This window comes from Gottfriedia sp. NPDC056225 (assembly GCF_042267765.1).
GTDB lineage: Bacteria > Bacillota > Bacilli > Bacillales > Bacillaceae_G > Gottfriedia.
This window is the reverse complement of the sequence record NZ_JBHJTJ010000004.1, coordinates 154348-175730: the sequence shown is the minus strand read 5'-3', so window position 1 is coordinate 175730 and position 21383 is coordinate 154348. Positions and strand designations below refer to the sequence as shown.

The 21383-nt window shown below is 36.0% G+C and carries 14 protein-coding genes; 12 read left to right on the top strand and 2 right to left on the bottom strand.

Translation table 11 applies throughout. The features are described 5' to 3' along the window. Positions 1-266: 266 nt before the first annotated feature. On the top strand, positions 267-5081 hold the full coding sequence (locus ACFCYN_RS05350; protein WP_375948012.1) for a S8 family serine peptidase: 4815 nt from the start codon (positions 267-269) through the stop codon (positions 5079-5081). 183 nt (positions 5082-5264) lie between these two features. Here ACFCYN_RS05350 and ACFCYN_RS05345 read toward each other — a convergent pair whose 3' ends face one another. Beyond that, positions 5265-6683: an amino acid permease gene (locus ACFCYN_RS05345; RefSeq protein ID WP_172446807.1), complete on the bottom strand. Its 1419-nt coding sequence runs from the start codon at positions 6681-6683 to the stop codon at positions 5265-5267. A gap of 651 nt (positions 6684-7334) precedes the next feature. Here ACFCYN_RS05345 and ACFCYN_RS05340 point away from each other — a divergent pair. Then, positions 7335-8606, top strand: coding sequence for an efflux RND transporter periplasmic adaptor subunit (locus tag ACFCYN_RS05340; protein ID WP_375948010.1), 1272 nt, complete (start codon positions 7335-7337; stop codon positions 8604-8606). An 812-nt stretch (positions 8607-9418) separates the two neighbouring features. On the opposite strand, the gene ACFCYN_RS05335 is transcribed toward ACFCYN_RS05340, so the two are convergent. Next, the gene (locus ACFCYN_RS05335) at positions 9419-10711 is read right to left on the bottom strand and encodes an MFS transporter (RefSeq protein ID WP_375948009.1); all 1293 of its coding nucleotides are present in this window, start codon (positions 10709-10711) and stop codon (positions 9419-9421) included. 466 nt (positions 10712-11177) lie between these two features. On the opposite strand from ACFCYN_RS05335, the gene ACFCYN_RS05330 reads away from it, so the two are divergent. From ACFCYN_RS05330 to ACFCYN_RS05285, 10 genes are all read left to right on the top strand, one after another. Then, a complete protein-coding gene (locus tag ACFCYN_RS05330) occupies positions 11178-11981 on the top strand; it encodes an alpha/beta fold hydrolase (protein ID WP_375948007.1) in 804 nt (267 codons plus the stop codon). Positions 11982-12033: 52 nt separating this feature from the next. Continuing rightward, the gene (locus tag ACFCYN_RS05325; protein WP_172446811.1) at positions 12034-12828 is read left to right on the top strand and encodes an IclR family transcriptional regulator; all 795 of its coding nucleotides are present in this window, start codon (positions 12034-12036) and stop codon (positions 12826-12828) included. A gap of 278 nt (positions 12829-13106) precedes the next feature. Further along, entirely contained in the window at positions 13107-13640 is a 534-nt protein-coding gene (locus ACFCYN_RS05320; protein WP_375948004.1) for a cupin domain-containing protein, read from the top strand. 119 nt (positions 13641-13759) lie between these two features. After that, a complete protein-coding gene (locus ACFCYN_RS05315) occupies positions 13760-14686 on the top strand; it encodes a VOC family protein (RefSeq protein WP_375948002.1) in 927 nt (308 codons plus the stop codon). A 63-nt stretch (positions 14687-14749) separates the two neighbouring features. Continuing rightward, entirely contained in the window at positions 14750-15541 is a 792-nt protein-coding gene (locus ACFCYN_RS05310; RefSeq protein WP_375948000.1) for an SDR family oxidoreductase, read from the top strand. Positions 15542-15572: 31 nt separating this feature from the next. Beyond that, positions 15573-17261, top strand: coding sequence for a thiamine pyrophosphate-binding protein (locus ACFCYN_RS05305; protein ID WP_375947999.1), 1689 nt, complete (start codon positions 15573-15575; stop codon positions 17259-17261). A gap of 12 nt (positions 17262-17273) precedes the next feature. Further along, positions 17274-18719 (top strand): aldehyde dehydrogenase family protein, encoded by a 1446-nt coding sequence (locus ACFCYN_RS05300; protein ID WP_375947997.1) that lies wholly within the window; start codon positions 17274-17276, stop codon positions 18717-18719. Between the two features lie 15 nt (positions 18720-18734). Next, positions 18735-19517 carry an aspartate dehydrogenase gene (nadX, locus tag ACFCYN_RS05295; RefSeq protein ID WP_375947995.1) on the top strand — a complete coding sequence of 261 codons (783 nt, stop codon included), beginning with the start codon at positions 18735-18737 and terminating at the stop codon, positions 19515-19517. A gap of 26 nt (positions 19518-19543) precedes the next feature. Then, the gene (locus ACFCYN_RS05290) at positions 19544-20845 is read left to right on the top strand and encodes an aromatic ring-hydroxylating oxygenase subunit alpha (RefSeq protein ID WP_375947993.1); all 1302 of its coding nucleotides are present in this window, start codon (positions 19544-19546) and stop codon (positions 20843-20845) included. A gap of 20 nt (positions 20846-20865) precedes the next feature. Continuing rightward, the gene (locus tag ACFCYN_RS05285; protein WP_375947991.1) at positions 20866-21375 is read left to right on the top strand and encodes an aromatic-ring-hydroxylating dioxygenase subunit beta; all 510 of its coding nucleotides are present in this window, start codon (positions 20866-20868) and stop codon (positions 21373-21375) included. The last annotated feature ends 8 nt before the right edge of the window (positions 21376-21383 follow it).

Genomic DNA, 21383 nt, shown 5'->3' with positions numbered 1-21383 from the left:
ATTTAATTTAGCTATTATTCCTTAAAAACTTTATTAAATAATTATTAAAAAAGTATAGGTATTAATAGGATTAGTATAGATGAAGGGAGATATTAAGGGGTTATCTGGAAAAAATGTTAGAGGTAATTTGGCATGTTCTTGATTGAGAAACGATTTGATGAATCTGTCGATATTCCTCGAATGACCGTACTAAACAGGGGAAGTTTTTGTACTTATCTATTTTATTATTCATTTAAAAAATTATATTTTTTGAGAGGAAATGGGAAATGACTAACAAAAAGAATCGTAAAGTTACTACATATGCTCTGGCATCTGCTCTTGCTCTTTCTAATTTGGCTTTTATTTCACCAACATCAGCTGCTTCTTACCGCCCGGGCGATTTGCAGTCAAAATTAGATCAACTTAGACAACTAGATTCTAAGAATCTAAATACAAACAATAAAAACAATGTAGCGGAAGCTGCTGATCGAGCTAGTTTAAAAGCATCAGATAAAGTGCGCGTTATCGTTGAAGTTGATGGACAATCTCCAGTTGAATATGCAACTCAACAAGGTAAATTATTTAAAGACTTATCTGCAAGTCAAAAATCTAGTCTTTATGCTACAGTAGAAAGCCAACAAAACTCAGTTAAATCAAAGTTACAATCAAAAGGAATTAGCATTAGCTATAAGAAACAATTCTCAACTGCATTTAACGGTTTCAGTGGTGTAGTTGAATACGGTGATGTAGCAAAAATTGAAGCTACTTCAGGTGTAAAAAATGTTTATTTAGCGAACGAATACAATCGTCCTACTGCTGAGCCTTCTACGCCAGATATGACGAAGAGCCATCAATTTATCCAGTCTAAGGAAACTTGGAAAGACACTGGATATGACGGTAAAGGGATGGTTATCTCAATTATCGATACAGGTATTGACCCTACTCACCGCGATTTTAAATTAACTGATCCTTCAAAAGAGGACTTAACGAAAGACTCAGTAGCTCAGCTTGTAAAAGATAAAGGACTTCCAGGTAAATTCTACACTGACAAAGTTCCTTATGGTTATAACTATTATGACCAAAACAGCATTGTAACAGACCTTGGACCAGGGGCTTCAATGCACGGTATGCACGTAGCAGGTATTACAGCTGCTAACGGTGACGAAGCAAACGGTGGTATTAAAGGGGTTGCACCGGAAGCGCAAGTTCTTGCGATGAAGGTATTCAGTAATGACCCAAGTTACCCATCTACATGGTCAGATATTTATCTTGCAGCAATCGACGATTCTATTAAACTAGGTGCTGATGTATTAAACATGAGTCTTGGTTCAGTAGCATCTTCTTATGAGCCAAATAGTGCAGAAGATCTTGCGATTACTCGTGCAGTTAACAATGGTATCGTATGTGCTGTTTCTTCTGGTAACTCAAATAATATTGGTTACGGATGGGATAACCCATTATCACAAAACCCTGATATCGGTGTAACAGGCGCGCCTGGTCTTAACAAAGATACAATCTCAGTAGCTGCTTCTGGAAATGAAGCTTATCTATATGAGCATGCGATCACTGTTGACGGAAATAATGGTTTAAGTGTTGTTGGTAAAGGAATCGATGGTTGGAAAGATCTATCAGATAAGTTTGATGGGAATATTCCAGTTGTAAACCTTGGCAAAAACGCTGATGGAAGTTATAAATTAGGTGGACAGAATGATTATAACGGTGTTGACGTTAAAGGGAAAATTGTTCTTGTAGCTCGTGGTACTTATACGTTTGCTGATAAAACGAAGTATGCTGCAGAAGCTGGCGCAGCGGGTATTATCGTATGGAATGCAAATAACGGTACTCAATATGCTGACCAAGGCGGTTGGGATGTTCCAATGATGCTTGTTAACTCAAAAGCAGATGGTGAAGCATTATTTAACTCAATTAAGGGTTCAGGAACAATCCATGTTAACCAAACAGCTAAAAATGAAAGTCCTGAAATGGGTCGTATGACAAGCTTTACTTCATGGGGTGTTACACCAAGCCTTGAGTTAAAGCCTGAAATCACCGCTCCAGGTGGAAATATTTACTCAACTGTTAATAACAACCAATATGAAGTAATGAGTGGTACTTCAATGGCAGCTCCACACGTAGCTGGTGGTTCTGCATTAGTACAAGAGTACTTAAAAAATGATAAACGCTTTAGCTCTTTAAGCGTTAGCGATCGTACTCATTTAGCAAAAGTATTATTAATGAATACTGCTAAAGTTATTAATGATTTAGATGGTCATCCGTTCTCTCCACGCCGTCAAGGTGCTGGTATGATGCAAATCGAAAATGCTGTTACAACACCAGTTTACTTCTATAATAAGTCAACAGGTGAAGCGAAATCTGAATTAAAAGATTTCCAATCTAAACAAGTTTCAATGACGTTCACTGCTAAAAATATTTCTGATAAAGATGCATTCTATAAAGTAGATACAACTGCATTAACAGATGAATTTTATCAAACTACTGGTGTAGACCATAATGCACTTCAAACAGGTAACCTGGATGGCGTTAAAATTGATGCACCTGATACGGTTATGGTACCAGCAGGTAAATCAGTTGATTTCACTGTGAAAATTGATTTAACAAATGCAAAAATTCCTGGATTCGATAAGAATGATAAAGAAATTTCAGTAGCTCTTCATGACAATATTTTTGTTGAAGGTTCAGTAAATCTTATCGGTACTGTTGGTAATCCAAGTCTAACTGCTCCATACGTAGGCTTCTACGGAAAGTGGGATAGTTTACCAATCGTTGATGGAATTAAAGATCTTGGTGAAACTCGTTATTTTGATTTAACAAAACTTGTTGATAGTGAAGCACATGACATGCTACGTGATGGCGGTGAAGATTTCTGGAATTCTGTTCCTGGAAAGAATTTTTACGCGTTATCACCAAATGGAGATAAATACGCTGAAGATATCAATGCGATACCATCATTTTTAAGAAATGCATCAGAAGTACAATATAACATCCTTGACAAAGATGGGAAATACCTACGCCGTTTATCTGCTCAATCTGATGTGACAAAAAATGCTTTTGACAATGGTAAAGGCACACCGTATAAATATAGCTCGTCAACAGATTGGGACGGTAAAGTAAACGGTCAAGTTGTTCCAGACGGATTATACAATTACGAGATTAAATCTGTAATTGGTTATGAAGGTGCACAGTGGCAATCTAAGAAAATCCCTGTTTATGTAGATACTCACGCTCCAAGCATTAAAGCCACTTATGATCCAGATAAAAAAGTAGTAACTTGGGAAGGTTCAGATGATGGTACTGGAGTTAAATTATACGGTATCTTTGTAAATGGAACTCTTAAAGGAACAACTGACAGTACAAAATCTTCATTTGACTTATCTACAGCTACTGATAAATCAGTAGTAGAAGTAGTTGCTATGGACTACGCAGGTAATGCAGCAGAAGATACTGCGGCAATTGGTGACGTAGATCTTCCATTAGTGTACATTACTGACGGTACATCAGATGGTGCAGGTGGTTATGTTCCAAATTCTCCAGAACCATGGGGAGCATATAGTGACAATAAAGTACCAGTCAAAGGTTTCGTAACCGATGAAATTGGTATTAAAGCAGTTAAAGTTAATGGAAAAGAAGTACCAGTTACTTATGATGCGAAGACTGACCACTACAACTATTCAACAACTGTAACGTTTGACCAAGATGGTCCTTACACTGTACAAGTTGAAGCAACAGACTTTGCGAATAAGAGCTTCTCAGTTGCTCGTCACGTTTATATTGATACACATGCAGCAGAAATCAATGTAGATGCTCCAACTCGCGTTGATAAAAATGTAGACCAAGTGTCATTTAATGTAAACTTAAAAGATAACTATAGCTACTTAAACTTCTATGTTGGTGAAAACCACGAATTTGAAGTACCATTAATTAGCCCAGTGGATGTTGTAAAACCATTAAACAAAGATTATAAAGTAACTGTTCCTTTAAAAGAGGGAGAAAACAAAATTACGTTAAGAGCGACTGACCTTTCTGGTAATGAGACAGTGAAGGAAGTAGTAATTAATCGTGCCGATGCTCCAAAAACAACTGGTTGGGTAGTTAATGACGATAATAAAGTTTACTACTACGACGAAGATGGTAAAATGCACAAAGGCTTCTTAGAGCTAAAACAAACTGAAGAGGATTACACTTGGGTGTCTACTTATTACTTTGACCCATCAACTGGTGTAATGAAAACAGGTTGGTTAGATTTAAATGGAAAACGCTATTACTTTGACCAAGGTGGTTCAATGGCAACAGACATCACGTTTGTTCCAGAAAACAACACGTACTTCTACTTTGATTCTAAAGGTGTAGCGCAATCTGGTATCTTCAACTTATACGGTGATAAAGCATACTTTGATGCAAAATCAGGTTTATTACGCAAAGCTTGGAAACAAGTTGGTTCTAAAATGGTTTATGCAGACAAAGATGGTACTTTACACATTGGTTGGTTAAACAACAGTGGCAAGTGGTACTACTTTAATAAAGATGGCTACATGCAAACTGGTTGGTTAAACGATGGTAAAGACACTTACTATTTAAATAGTAAAGGTGAAAAAGTTACTGGCTGGAATGTAATCTCAGGAAAAACTTACTACTTCAATTCAACTGGTGTGAAAGCAAAAGCTGGTTGGTTATCAGTAAGTGGCAAGAAGTATTACTTAAACAGTGACGGTTCAAGATTTAGCAATGGCTGGAAATCAATTAGTGGCAAATACTACTACTTCGATAAATCTGGCGTAATGAAAACAGGCTGGTTAACAGTAAGTGGTAAGAAATATCACTTAAACAGCGATGGTTCAAGATTCAGCAATGGCTGGAAATCAATTAGTGGCAAATACTACTACTTCGATAAAAACGGTGTAGTGAAAACTGGTTGGTTAACAGTAAGTGGTAAAAAATACTACTTAAACAGCGATGGATCAAGATTTAACAATGGCTGGAAAAAAATAAGTGGTAAATATTATTACTTCAACAAATCAGGCGTAATGGCTGTAAATACTAAAGTTGGTAAATATAAAGTTGGAAAAGACGGAGCTAGAAAATAAGCTTTGACCTTTGAATACTTGCAGTTCTACTAATAATAGATAATCCAAGAGCATGTATCTGGTACAATACCGGGTGCATGCTTTTTTTATTAGAGAGAGAAATAAGTCGTTTGAAGCATAGAAAAACCACGAGGGAATTAATCTCCTCGTGGTTTTCATTCGTTATTAGCTTTTGAAATAACTTCAGCTTATTTTAGTTTTATGATCTTGTTGATCATTCCCTAAAACACTTCTCTTCTTACCATACAACGCGTAAACAACAAGTCCGATCACCATCCAGACGATAAATCTAATAAATGTAATCTTTGGAAGACTAGCAATTAAATAAGCCGAGAACCCGATACCGATTAGTGGGATAATTGGAACTAATGGTGTTTTGAATCCTCTTTTTAAATCAGGACGTTTTACACGTAATACAATAATTGATGAACAAATTAAGATAAATGCTGTTAATGTTCCGATATTAACTAACTCAGCCACTTCATTGATTGGAGTAAAGCCTGCAACGAATGCAGTAATTAACCCAATTAGTAAAGTAGGACGATAAGGTGTTTTATACTTTGGATGTAATTTTGTAAACCATTTTGGTAATAAACCATCACGGCTCATTGAGAACCAAATTCGTGATCCGGCAAGCATAAATGAGAACAATACTGATAGAATCCCTGTAATTGCAGCGGCAGAGATAATTAGAGTAATCCATTTCATGCCAATATTACTAAATGCTTTTGCTACAGGTGCTGCGTTATTAAGTGTTTCATATGGGGCCATTCCTGTAATAATAAGTGACATTGCAACATACAAGCATAAAGCAACACCTAACGATATGATGACTGCTAATGGTAAATCACGTTGCGGTCTTTTTGCTTCCTCTGCTGCTGTAGTTAGCGTGTCATAACCGAATACAGCAAAGAATACTAGAGCTGCTCCACTCATTACGCCATGGAAACCAAAAGGCATGAATGGGTGCCAGTTAGCAGTATTAATGTGAAAGCTTCCTACGCCAATAACTAAAAGAATAATACCTAATTTAATAATAACCATTAATGAATTAAATTTAGAACCCATTTCGGTTCCTAATGTAAGTAATCCTGCAATACCAAAACTAACTAAAACTGCTATTAAGTCTACTTTGTGGCCTGCTCCAGAACCAGGAGCACCTTGTGCCCATTCAGGTATGTGAACACCTATTTGTAATAAAAACTCCTGCATATAGCCTGACCAACCAATCGCGACTACAGCGACAACTAGTGCATACTCAAGTAACAAATCCCATCCAATTAGCCATGCAGTTCCTTCTCCTAATACAGCATAACTATAAGTATAGGCACTTCCAGCCACTGGTATTAAACCAGCAAATTCTGCATAACACAATGCTGCTGCAGCGCTAGCTAATCCTGCAATAATAAAAGACAAAAGTACTGCTGGACCAGCATGTTTAGATGCTGCCACACCAGTTAATACGAAGATACCAACACCTATAATACCTCCTAAACCAATGGCAGTCAGTTGCCATAAGCCTAAAACACGATTAAGTCCAGTGTTTTTTGCTCCATCCAGTTGAAGCTGTTCAATAGACTTTTTTCTAAAAAATGCATTCATTCATGACTCCCCCTTTTTGTGAATAATCTGTATTTTTTGTAAATAACTGCGCGTGAAACAAAATTCTGTGCAGTAATTAATAAATTTGAAGCGGGAGAGTTTGACTAATTCCCAAATTCATTGATGGAGATAAATACTTTAGCATACTAGTAATCTATTTCTTGTTGAAAACATTATAATTATATTGGAAAAATTATCCTATTACCTGAGGATTTATTTCGTATTGTAACATAGTTCAATAATACTACGCAATAATAGTATGAATCTTTTAAATATTGTATTTTTGTTTGACTGTATATTATTTCTTACTATTCCGATTAAAATGTATGCTGAAATACATAGGTGTAACAAGGGAGAATGCGACTTTTTAATTAGATGTCTCTAAACTTATTTTTCTTCTAAAATTTGAGATAAAAAAATCTAAAAAATTTTTTAGTTATATTAATTTAAATATTCTGAAATATAAAACAAATAAGTAAACTGAGCGAATATACCTATTAAAATGAACAAAATGGCAATAAAAAGTGATTATTAAAAAAAACATATTAAATATTTGTCATTTTCTAAAAAATCTCCTTGAAACACCATTTAAAAAAATAGACAATAGACTATGGAGAAGTAGTTTTTTTGTAATGAGGAAGGGGTATAGTTATGGAATCGGCGAAAAGAATTGACGAGGAAAAAGAACAAGTAAAAATAATTACACCAAACCAGAAGAAGTATATTTTAATAGGAGTCATTGTTCTTTTAATCGTTTCCGTGATTCTTAGCGTAACAGTAGTTGAAGTTAGAAAAAGTAAATCAGAAACATTACAGTTTATCAGTCCAGCAGTTAAAAGTTTTACAAAGACTGAAACTGTGTCCGGTCGCGTAGTTCAAAGTCATACTGATACAATTTATGTAAATCCAGCTAAAGGATCTATAAATGAAATTTTCGTAAAAGAGGGAGATACAGTCACTAAAGGACAAAAACTTTTTTCTTATGAAAATACTACTCTAGCAGCTGAACTTGGACAAGCTGAAGTTAATAAGAAACTAGCAGAAACTAGCGTTACTCAGAAAAAAGAACAAGTTTCTTCGCTAGAACAAGACATTCAAAGCGCAAGCACGGAGACTGAGTCTAATACAACTGATGAAAATAAAACAACAGATAAATCAACAGATAAAACTGAGACTACAACTAATGCAGTAATAATTCAAACACTTCAAGCTGAATTAAATACTGCGAAAGAAGAATTGAATACAGCAGAATTAAAAGTAGAACAATACACACTTGAAGCTGAAAAATTAAAGGCACAACAAGGATCATTAACTGTTAATAGCAATAATGAAGGTGTTGTACTTAACTTGAACAAAGACATTGGTCAAGGCTTTAAAGCAACAGATAAACAACAAATTTCAATTATGCAAATTGCTTCAAATGAACCTTTCCAAATTGAAGGAAAACTAACAGAAGAAGAAAAATCAAAAATTGAACCAGGTCAACCGATTAAAGTTACTTCAAAGATTGTTGGAAATACAAACTGGAAAGGAAGTATTTCAGAGGTTAGTAACTATCCTATGAACAATACATCCACTGATCAAGAAAAGGACTCAAAAAAAGAATCTGATGCATACTACACTTTTAGAGCAACTTTAGATTCACAAGAAAAACTATATCCTGGCTACGAAACAAATCTTAACGTTGTAGTAGAGTCAAAAGATTTATTATCAGTACCTGCAACAAGTGTTAAGGGATCAGGGAAATCAAAATACGTGTATCTGCTTAAAAAAGGTAAAATAGTTAAACAAACTGTCAAGATTGGCCAAAAGCAAGGGAAATATGTTGCTATCCTTAAAGGAGTAAAGGAAGGGGATAAAATAGGTAAAAATCCTTCCTGGACTGTCCGCGCTGGAACTAAGATTGATTTAGATAAGAAATAAAAGAGAATATCACTTTAGGGAATATATTATCTGCTATGGAACAATCGGTGTGCGGGCGGAATATTGGGAGTCGGGATTTAAGTTTCCAATGAACTCCTTTCGTTCACCGTAGTTTAGAGAAAAATAAAAAACAGCGACTGTCTTAATGATGGTCGCTGTTTTTATTTACTTAAAAATGATTTTGTTTTAACTATAGATAATTAATCCAATTAGCATAAAAAGAGTAATTATTAATAAGACTACTCCACTAAAACGTGTACTACTTAAATACAAAATAGTAAGAATATGTGAAAGGTCTCTTTATATTGATTGAGTAAAATAAGTAATGGAGAAATAAGAATAGAGGAATCGCAAATTAGAGATCTAATAGGCAATTAAACAAGCTGGAGTTACAAATAAAACAGCCAACTGCAAATAAAATTGAATAATCGCAATTAAAACAATATAATACCCATACCGGTTAGGATATATGTTTCATAATTATATAAAATTGGCTTATTTTAAAGAGAAAGTTAGCAAATTTCTTATAATTCTTTCTCGAGTGAATAAAAAACGATGAAATCTACTAGTTATCTATAAAAATAGGTCGTAATACCAATTACAACTGAAAATCAACACCGCGATACCCCTCTACTATATGAATAGTTTATGTAGTAAAAATTATGTTTAAAACCAATCCAATACTCCATATAAAATCATTTATTCTACTATATAGAAAAAGAGGCGCAGATTCATCAGTTCCCCAAACTGATGAGACAGCCCCTTCTTACTAATAGAACATTTATTAAAGCGTTTTCAAAAAACTGGAAAAATTAAGCGTTTATTTTCTGTGGAGGAAGTGGAACAGCACGTAATTCAGTTGCTTCTTCTTTAATAGAAAATAAATATGCGATCAAACCTAAAAGTGCTGTGATAATTAACATGAAAATTGAAGTAGTGAAGCTACCACCTGATGAATCGCGTAACCAACCCATGATATAGCTAGAAAATCCACCCATTAAGTTTGTAAATCCGATTAAACCTGCGGCGCGACCGGCCGTTTCTTGTGTTGAATATTTTACTAAGAACATATTACTTAGATGGAATACGCCTCCTTGGCATCCCATTGCTAGCCCCATGCAAACCCCTGCTATTATTGCATTTGGAACAAAGACTGCTGTAGTCAAGAAGATGACCGTCAGTGAGAATAGTATTGCCGCCATTAAACTTGGGCGTCTTGTTTTATCTGCAAGAAAGCCACATATGAGTACAAAGCCAAGTGCAAATAACCATGATAGGGAAGTGATGCTTGTCATACCTTCACGCGCAAATCCTTTTGCCTCGATCAAATACGTTGGTAGCCAAATGCTAATTCCGAAGAAAAGGAAAGAGCAGACTAACATGCCAAACCAAACAATCCAGAAGCGATAGTCTTGAATAAAATTTTTATTTCCATTTGAACCTTTTTCATATTCTTCAAAATCAACTGGACGTTGGATTAAAGCCAGTTCTTCATTACTAACCCACGGATGTTCTTCAGGTGTATTCCTTGTAAGAAAAATAAACATAGGTATATTAATGACTAGGTTAAATCCAGCTAGTATAAAGAAAGCTGCATGCCAATGAAGTGATGAAATAACAAGGACTAATATGACTGCTCCAATCGCTGGTCCTAAATAGTTACCTGTAAGCCAAGATGCTTGGGCACGCCCCAATTCGCGTTTGTTGAACCAAGCCGAAATAAATTTTCCAGAAACAGGAATCATCATCCCTTCTGAAAATCCAAGAATAATTCGACTTATTATAAATGCTTCATATGTAGTGGAGAGACCGGACGAGAACATAGTAAGAGACCAAACAAATAATCCAGCTATAGCCGTTTTTCTCGCACCAAATTTATCAATAATGAATCCCCAAAAAAGATTCGAAACTCCATAAGCGATTGTAAAAACAAATGAAAGAAGTCCAATTTTTGCATTTTTGTCAATGCCCGTCATACCAAGTGCTTTTAAGAATCCTGGATCTGTTTGTATGACTGAAATGCCTACTTTATCAATTTGTCCGAAGAACCAAAAGAAAAAGATTGGTAAAGCAATTAAAAACCATCTTTTTTGACTTTTTAGCATTAAAGTTCTCTCTCCTTTAAAATCAATTAAATTCGTTAAAAATTTGGAAGGAAAAAGCAGAATCAACGTTTACCTAGCAGATGTGAAGTTCAAAAGATATGTTTTGAGACCTCACGTTTTTATTTTGGCTCAACCTTAATTATCAACTCCTTTTGGTTTTTTTTGTTTTAAATATAAAACAGTGTTTCATTTTTGTGATATGAAACTCTTTTAAAGATAAAATAATTAGAAAAGTTTGTCAATTAAGAATTCATTAAAAATACTTTCCAAATTTTGTATTAAAAAACATTAAACCAGCGTTTTTCAGTGATTTGAGAAAAATAGAATTATTGACAATAAATTCTGACAAATCTATAATTCAATTTGAAAAACATGTTTTTTATATGAAACACATTGTTTTTAAATCCTCATGGATTAATCAATTTAGTAGACTTTGAGTAGAGAAAATAGAGCGGAGGTACTGTGGATGCCAATTAGTCATTTAAATGATTTATCAATTCATTATCAAGAGTCAGGTAATGGACAAGTGCTAGTAATACTACATGGTTTAGGAAACAATTCTCAGTCATGGAAGCATCAATTAAGCCAACTGAGTGAGTATTATCGAGTGATTGTTTGGGATGCTCCAGGTTATGGTGGGAGTTCCGATTTAAAAGAGGAGTTTCATGAATTTTCCCAGTTTGCGAATGTCCTAAAAGAATTTTTGGATAGTTTAGGGCTAGAATTTATCAATTTACTAGGCCATTCAATGGGTTCAGCTATTGCAATTGATTTTACGAGTCGTTTTCCGCAAATGGTCAATTCACTAATTATTTCAGATGCAACACGAGGAGCAGCAGGACTAACTAAAGAAGATAATGAGCAAAAACTTCAAAATAGATTAAACTCTATTGATCATTTAGAACCAAGTGAACTAGCTAGAAAGAGAGTAAAAGCATTACTATCTCCGAATGCATCGACTGAGGTTATAAAAGAAGCGGAGCGCATCATGTCACAAGTACGTCCATCTGGTTATCGTTCTGTTTCCTACTCTTTATCAAACTTAAACCAAATGGAGATTCTATCTTCAATATCTGTCCCAACGCTTGTTATGTGTGGGGAATTAGATCAAGTAACACCAGTAAGTGAATCACAAATATTTCACGAGTTGATTCCAAATTCAGAATTTGCTATCGTTCCGAATACAGGGCATTTATGCTATCAAGAAGACCCTAAACTATTTAATCAATTCGTGGTAGACTTTTTAAAGAAACAACCAAATGGTCAATAATGTAAAATAGATTTAATAGTTGCGATAATATGTATTAGGAGAGGTTTGCTCGATGGATCATGTAGAGAAAGAAAAATATAGCGCAAATTCATTAGTAAGAGGTTTAGAAATTATTAAGCTTTTTAATGAGGAACATCCTAGTTTGTCACTTTCTGAGATTGCAAAAAAGCTAGGGGTAAGCAGAACAGTACCGTATCGTTTACTTTATACACTTCAGTCGATTGGATACTTAACACAGGATGAAAATACGAAGCAATATTCGCTAACTCCAAAGGTTCTAGAATTAGGGTTTAGTTATATAAATAGCTTGAAAATACCTGAAATTGCACAACCTTATATGGAGTCATTGCGTGATGAAATCGGTGCATCTTGTCATCTGTCGATCTTAGATGGACATGAAGTTGTTTACGTAGGTAGTGCACCAGTTAGAGGTGTATCAGCAGTCAATGTGAACATTGGTTTAAGACTACCAGCACATGCAACAGCAAATGGAAAACTACTTCTTGCGTACGAACCAAAAGAAAGTCTTATGCAACTATTCCAAGTTTCAAATTTAACACCATATACAGATAAAACGTTGACGACTCCTGGTGAGTTTATGGAGCAATTAGAAAATATACGAAAAAATGGCTACTCTATAACTAGTGGGGAGTTCCATCAAGGCATTCATTCGATCGCTGCCCCAATTTACGGTAGAACTGGAAAGGTCTTAGCTGCCCTAAACATCGTAGCAACAGAATTGTCTTATCAGGAAGATTTTATGAATAAAGTTGCATTGCCTAAACTACTAGATGTCTCTGTTTTACTATCAAACTATATGGGTTACAATGGCAGAGTTTCAACTTAAGTAATATCGTTAAAGTTATAAATATGGATTCCTACACAATAGGAATCCATATTTTTTTTGCTCAAAAAACTAGTTATAAACCTTGTAAATACAATATTTTTGTAGTGTTTTACTTTTGTGACATATCAAAATTTTCTAAAAACTATGTTGACATGAAAGGAATTCCATTCTAGAATTATTTTATAGATAAAACACTGTTTTGTATGTGAAACACTATAAGCTTTAAATACAAAACATTTTGTTTAAAAAAGACCAAAAACACAGGGAGGATTTTTAAAATGACAAATGAAACTTTTTCAGTGAAAGAATTTGAAAAAAAATATGTGGCTCGCTTAGAAGACCGTACGCTTGATTGGAATGTATTAAAGTTTCAAGAGGAAATTGATCCTAGATATAAACGCGCTCAAATGCGTTATATTGGTCGCGGTGCGACAGCGAATAATGACTCAAATGTAGTTGCAGCAGAACATTTTACATTAAGTACAATGGTTCTACCTCCTGGCTGTATTGGACCTTTACACCTACACGATGATGTAGAAGAAGTGTTCTTCATTCTTGAAGGAGAAGTTACAGCTTTAATTCAAGAAGTTGGTAAAGACGAAGTACATGAAATTAAATTAAATGCTAGAGATTGCATCAGTTCACCTCCTGGAGTTCATCGTGGCATTCGAAATGATGGAGATACTGAAGCTCGTATGTTAGTTATGCTTGGTGCAGTAAAACCAAACCTTCCAACATATCCAGAAGGTAGTGCTCTTGAAGATCTTCGTAAACAACGTGTTAAAGAAAGAGAAGCAATCATCAAAGGTTAATTAAAAGAATTAAAAAAGGGTCAGCTGCATTTTGGATAAATTGCAGCTGCCTTTTTCAATAGAGTAGAAAAGAAAGCGCTTAATATAGATCGTTATCAAATTAGTGGGAGGGATTGTTGATGCTAGGAATTACTCATTTAAGGCACATCAGTTTGATCACACCAAACTTTGAGGAACAAGTGAAATTTTACGAAAAAGTTTGGGGTTTAGATCGCGTAGATGCAACAGAAGACAATCATATTGCTTATTTTCGAGGGGCAGGTCCTGAACATCATATTCTAAGCCTTCGAAAAGGAGAAAAAGCTGGTTTACATCATATCGCATTTGGAATGGTTGATAAAAATGCAGTCGATCGTGCAGCGGAAATCTTACATTCAAAAGGTATACATATCATCGAAGAGCCAGGTTATTTAGACGAAGCTGGTGGAGGATACGGACTTCGATTTGTTGATCCAGAAAACCGTGTAATTGAGCTTTCTGCTTGGGTAGAGGTTCAAACGTCCATTTGGAACAATAAAAACGTGGACCCGGTGAAATTAAATCATGTGGTCATGAATACAAAAGATTTAGATATGATCGTCGAGTTTTATACAGATGTACTTGGCTTTAAAGTAACAGACTGGAGCGAGCACCAAATGTCATTCTTAAGGTGTAACCGAAAACATCACTCGATTGCATTCAACCAAGATGCACACGCTTCAGTGAATCATATTGCTTACGAGGTTGATTCGGTAGATGAACTAATGCGCGGGATTAGTAATGTTAGGAAGGCTGGACTCAGTGAGTTATGGGGGCCAGGTCGACATGGTCCTGGTAATAATATCTTCTGTTATTTTCAAGATCTCGGTGGATTCGTCATGGAATACACTTGCTATCTTGAGACGATTGAAGATGAGGCTGAATGGAGAGCACGCGTATGGAAACGTGTGCCACATTTAATGGATCAATGGGGAATTGCAGGCCCACCAAAGCCAGAAGCTCGTAAAGCGATGGGCGGAGAACCGGATGCCGGTTGGGTCGATATTGAAGTTGAAGTACGTTCATGAAAACAAACTAATCATTCGAAACTTAAGCATAAAATGAAGCGGCTATGAAAAGGGGTGACGAGAATGGATTTAGGTTTAAACGGAAAAGTTGCAGTCATAATGGGTGGAACTTCTGGTGTTGGGCTAAAGACAGCGGAATTATTTTTAGGAGAAGGCGCAAAAGTAGCAATTTGCGGTAGAAGCAAAGAACGCGCAGATAAGGCTTTAAATCATTTACTCTCATATGGTGACCGAGAAGATATATTTGCTTCGACTTGTGATGTTACATCAAAAGAGGACGTTAATGCATTTATACAACAAACAGCAGAAAAGTTTGGTGGAATTGATACTTTAGTAAACGCAGCTGGTCAAAGTGTAATGGGGTATTTTTTTGATATTACAGATGAACAGTGGCAGGAACAAATTCAGTTAAAATATTTTGCAATTATTTATGCAATTCGTGCAGTCCATCCTCATTTAGTGAAAAGAGGAGGAGGACGAATTATTAATATAAATGCCACTCTTGCAAAAGAGCCTGAGCGTCATATGGTTGCAACAGCAGCTACTCGTGCAGGACTTTTAAATTTAAGTAAAACATTGTCTCAGGAATTAGCTTCAGACAATATTTTAGTGAATTCAGTAAGTCTTGGCTTAATTCGAACAGATCAATGGGAGCGAAGAAGATTGAAAAATGCTCCTGATATGGATCCTGAAGAATATTATAGAGATCTTGCGAAAAAACGAAATATTCCACTAGGTCGTGTAGGTGAAGCTGAAGAAGTTGCTAGTGTAATAGTCTTTCTTGCTTCAGACAAAGCGAGCTATGTAGCCGGTTCAACAATTGAAACTGCAGGTGCGATCGGTAAAGCACTTTAAATAATTTATTAGACAAAGGTAGGATACTAAGATGAAAAAACAAGATGAAATCGTATTTACTACTGCGGATGCCGTTGTAAAAGAGCTAGTTCAAGCTGGAGTAGAAGTCGCTTTTGGGATTGTAAGTATTCATAATATGCCAATCTATGACGCGATCCTTAGGGATGGAAGTATTAAATTAGTTTGTTCACGCGGTGAAAGCGGTGCAGTAAACATGGCAGACGGTTATGCACGTGCGACAGGGAAATTAGGAGTTGTCATTACTAGCACAGGAACAGGAGCAGGAAATGCAGCTGGTTCATTAGTAGAAGCTTGGGCGGCTGGAGTACCACTACTTCATCTGACTGGGGAAGTAGCTTCACCTTATCTTGGAACAGGAAAAGGATATATACATGAATGTAAAGATCAGCTATCAATGATGAGCGGTGCTTGTAAAAATGCTATAAGACTAAGAAGACCAGATCAAACAGCAGGAGTAGTAAGAAAAGCAATTGAAGAAGCATTAACTGCGCCAACAGGACCTGTTTCATTAGAAATTCCAATCGACTTTCAATCAGCGATAATCGAGGATGTTTCGATTGAGAAAGTACAAGTGGATGTTTATAAGCAGCAATTAACAACTGTTATATCGGAAACAGCAATCTCAAAAATTTTAGAAGCACGACGTCCAGTTATTTGGGCTGGTGGTGGTGTAATTTCTGCTAATGCGTCAAAAGAGTTAACAAATTTAGCAGAAATTATTGGTGCAGCTGTTATTACTAGTCAATCAGGAAAAGGCTCGATTCCAGAAGACCACGAGCAATGTATCGGTCATTTTGCAGCCAACGAGTCTACTAAAGAGTTTTTGAGAAATGCAGATTTATTAATCAGTGTAGGAGTTCGCTTCAGAGGAAATGAAACTTCAAACTGGAAAGTAACTGTCCCTAAAGAACATATTTCGATTGATGCGGATTTAAATGCAATTAATCGTAACTATAAAGCGACAGTTGGTTTAGTTGGAGATGCAAAAGAGATCTTATCAGCTCTGATTAATAAAATCGATGAAAAATCTATTTCGGTTTTACCTTCTTATATAGAAGAAGTACGCAGCTTAAGAAATGAAGTACGAGGGCAGCTTCGTAAAACACTTGGTCCATTTGAACAATTTGTAGATGGAATGAGAGAAGTTTTACCTAGAGATACAATATTAGTTCGAGATGTTACAGTACAGGCAAATGTATGGGGAAGTAGAATATTCGATATTTACGAACCTAGAACATCTATTCACGCATCTGGTGGAGGAATCGGTCAAGGTCTTCCTACTGCTATTGGTGCACAAGTGGGTCGTCCTCATCAAACAGTCGTACTAATGGCCGGTGATGGTGGATTTATGGTTAACGTAGGTGAAATGGTGACTGCAGCTGAAGAAAGTCTACCAATTATTATCGTGTTATTTGATGATTCTGGTTATGGAGTACTTCGAAATATTCAACAAGTAGCATACGGACGACAAGTAGCAGTGAATTTATTAAGTCCAGATTTTGTAAAACTAGCTGAGTCAATGCATTTTGATGCAGCACGTATTGGTTCAGGAGACGAATTTGTGAAAGAAATAAAGAAGGCAACTGAAAGAAGAAGACCGACAATGATCGTTGTCGATATGGAAGCAGTTGGACCGATGGCAATACCATTCGGTGGACCTCCAGGAGCAGCAGAAAGCTTTAAGCCTAAAAAATTATAAAGGAGATTCAATATGATTTCGACATATCCGGTTGTATCAGGAAGATATCTCATAAATGGTGAATGGAAAGAAATAAATGAAACAGCTAATATTATTAATCCCGCAAATAAGTCGGAAGTAATCGGCACAGTTGCGTTATGTACAGAGGAAATCGTAAACGAAGCTATTAATGCAGCATCGAAAGCATTTGAATCTTGGTCACAAAGTGAAGTTCACGATCGTGTAGAAAGAATGAAAGTAGCAGCTAATGAACTTTCTAAAATCATTGAAGAAAATGTTTCATTATTTGTTCGTGAAAATGGAAAAACACTTGTAGAAGCTAAAAAAGACTTATTACGTTGTGTTGAAGTGATGAATGGTGGAGCAGATGAACTACTTAAATGGTGGAATCCGGAGTTACTTCCAGGCAATCAAAAAGTTCAAGTAAGAAGAAGATCAAGAGGGGTTGCAGCAGTCATTACACCTTGGAATTCGCCAATGATTTTAACATTTAAGCGAGTAATCCCAGCCGTTTTAGCAGGGAATACAGTTGTTGTCAAACCAGCGACAAATTGTCCGTTAACAATTATGACTTGTTTAAAAGTAGTGGCTGAACATTTTCCACCTGGCGTTATTAATATTGTAACAGGTTCAGGGAAAGTGATTGGTGACAAACTTTGTTCTGATTCACGAGTTCGTACGATTGCTTTTGTCGGAAGTACCCAAACTGGTAAAGATATTATGAAGAAATCTGCTGGAAATCTTCAAAAAGTCTATATGGAGCTTGGTGGAAATGACCCGGCAATTATTTTAGAGGATGCTAACTTAGATGACGAAGCAATTACACGATTAAGAATGAGTATTTTACGAGCGGCTGGCCAAGTTTGTTCGGCTATTAAACGTGTATATGTACATGAATCTAGATATGTTGAAGTTGTAAAAAAATTAAAGAAAGAATTTGAGCGAATTGTTGTAGGCGATGGTATTCAACCTGATGTAACAATGGGTCCATTAAATAATATAGCTCAATATGACTATGTAAATGCATTAATTGAACGCGCTGAAAAAGCAGGTGCAAATGTAATAACAGCCGGAATTCAACTGAATCCTGAAATGTGGGAACAAGGATATTACATCTTACCAACAATCGTAACAGGGGTTGACCAGCAAAGTGAGATCGTTCGTGCAGAGCAATTTGGGCCAGTCATTCCTATTTTACCTTTTTCAACGATTGACGAAGCGATCAAACTAGCAAATGATAGTGAATTTGGTTTAAGGGCATCTGTTTGGACTGAGAATGAAGAATTGGCAGTTGAAATGGCAGATCGTTTAGAAGCAGGAGCAGTTTTTCATAATAATCACACCATCTTTAGCGATTTAGCACTGGATTTCCCAGGGTTAAAAGAAAGTGGTGTATCAAGAGAAACAAGACACTGTGGATTGGAATTCTTTGCAGATTCATACGGATTTGCAAATTGAGGATGGTGAATAGACATGAAATTAGGTCTAATCGGGTGTGGTAATATTGGTCAATTTCTTCTGCAAGCAATTAATAAAGACGGCATGTTACCCGGCGGAAAGATTGTTTCAATTTATACACGCTGCGAAGAATCAGCCGTCCAATTAGCGAAAGATTTTGAAACAGAAGCTTTTACAGATGTAGAAGCTCTCCTTCATTCTGATGTAGATTTAGTCATTGAAGCTGCAACAGTTGAAGCAGCAGAGGTGTACGCTATAAAAGTTCTTGAGTCTGGAAAAGATCTATTACTAAGTAGTATTGGCGTAATGGCTGATTCTTCTTTTGAAGACAAAGTTCGAGAGGTTTGTATTCAAAAAGGTGTGAACGTTTACTTACCTTCAGGAGCAATCGGCGGCTTAGATATTTTAAAGTCAGCAAAAGCTGTAAATGGTTTAAACACCGTTTCAATTACAACTAGAAAACCACCTGGAGCATTATCTGGAGATACATTAGAAAAAGAAACGATTTTGTTTGAAGGCTCTGCAGCAGAAGCAATCAAACTATACCCAAGAAATATAAATGTAGCAATTGTATTATCGTTAGCGGGACTAGGCTCTAACAATACGAAAGTAAAAATTATTGCTGATCCGAGTGTGATAAAAAATAGTCATACAATTGAAGCTTCTGGTGCGTTCGGGAAACTAAAACTTGAGATTGAAAATGATCCGATGCCAAATAATCCTAAAACAAGTTATTTAGCAGCGTTAAGCGTTTTGGCGAAATTACAAAATAAAGATAACTATGTACAAGTCGGGTAATCGAAAGATGAAAGGAGAGTGCGAGTATGATTATAACAGAGAAAACTTTAGATGAACTGTCAAAGGAGCAACTAGTAAATTACTTATCCGAAACGGTCAAACCAGATGAAGGAAGCATCCCTGCATATCTTCTAGGTGACAAAGCGGTTTACGAGTTAGAGCATGAAAAAGTATTTTTAAAAACATGGGTTTTTCTTGGTCATGAATCTGAAGTTCCAAATTCCGGTGACTTTATGACACGTGAACTTGCAGGGTACTCGATCATTATCTCACGAGATAGTAATGGAGAAATCAATGCATTTTATAATATGTGTACTCACCGTGGTATGAAGCTATGTAGAGCTGACAAAGGAAACAAGACTTTATTTACATGTCCATACCATGGATTTAATTTTAAAAATACAGGCGAACTAGTTGGTGTTCCACTTCAAAAAGATATTTATGGAGATCGGCTTGACCGAACTAAAATGGGTCTTCACCAAGTAAAGCTAGAATCATACAAAGGACTTATATTTGGAAATTGGGACGAAAATGCAGAACCTCTTGAAGAGTTCCTCGGTGATTTTAAGTGGTATTTAGATATTGTAGTGGGCCGTGCTGAGATGGAAGTAATTGGAGCTCCGCAACGTTTTATTGTGAAATCAAACTGGAAAGTCGGTTCTGATAACTTTGTAGGTGATTCCTACCATACGATGGTTACTCACGGTTCAATTGCCAAATTAGGTATGGTACCAAATGCAACATACTCGAAGCGCGGTTACCAAATCCATACGGAAAACGGACATGGATTAAACCTTGGTACACCAAATCCTGACTTTGCTTTTCCTGAAGAATTGAAAGATGAATATAAAAGTAATTTATCAGAGGAACAATATGAAGTGTTATCAAACTTGAAAAATATGATTGGAAATGCATTTCCAAACATGTCATTTTTAATATCTCACACAAAAATTAAGGGCGAATTAATTTCGAATACTTCAATTAGAATGTGGAGACCAATTAGCCACAATAAGATGGAAGTAATTGCGTGGTTGCTAGTAGAGAAAAATGCTTCTCAGGAATGGAAGAATCGATCAAGAGATTCTTTTATCTTAACATTTAGTCCATCTGGTATTTTTGAACAAGATGATACTGAAGTATTTACGGACATCACAGAAGCAGCCCAAGGTCCAATGCCATTTCAAAAGAATTTGACTTATAACTATACAATGGGACTACATCGTGAGCCTGTCGACTTTATTGGCCCAGGTGTAGCTTATGACGATAAATTTACAGAAGCAAGCCAACGTAATTTCTATAAGTACTGGCTTGAATTAATGACAAAGTAATAAAGGGGGGAGGAAGGAAAATGAATACCGAAAAATTATTAGCAAAATTAGAGTTTGAACAATGGCTAATTGATGAAGCGCAATTACTTGATGATATTGAATTTGATGATTGGTTTAGCTTAATGCACACAAATTTAGTCTATCAAATGCCTGTGCGCGTCAATAAAGAAGGAACTGAACGCCCGGATTATTCAACAGAGATGTTTACGTTTAATGATGATATTGAACTATTAAAGCTTCGAGTGGACCGATTGAAAACTGATTATGCATGGGCGGAAATTCCTCCTTCAAGAACCCGCCGTTTTGTAAGTAATGTGAGCGTAAAAGAGCTAGTAAAAGAGGAAAAGGCAGTAGTTAAGAGCTATTTACTTATTTATCGAAGCCGCAGCACAGATATTCATCATGATCTAATTTCAGGGGAACGTAATGACGAGTTTACATATGAAGATGGGAAATGGAAGCTTTCCAAACGTGTATTTATTGTAGACCAGACAACCATTAATACTAGAAATCTTGCAATCTTTGTTTAATAGAGGAG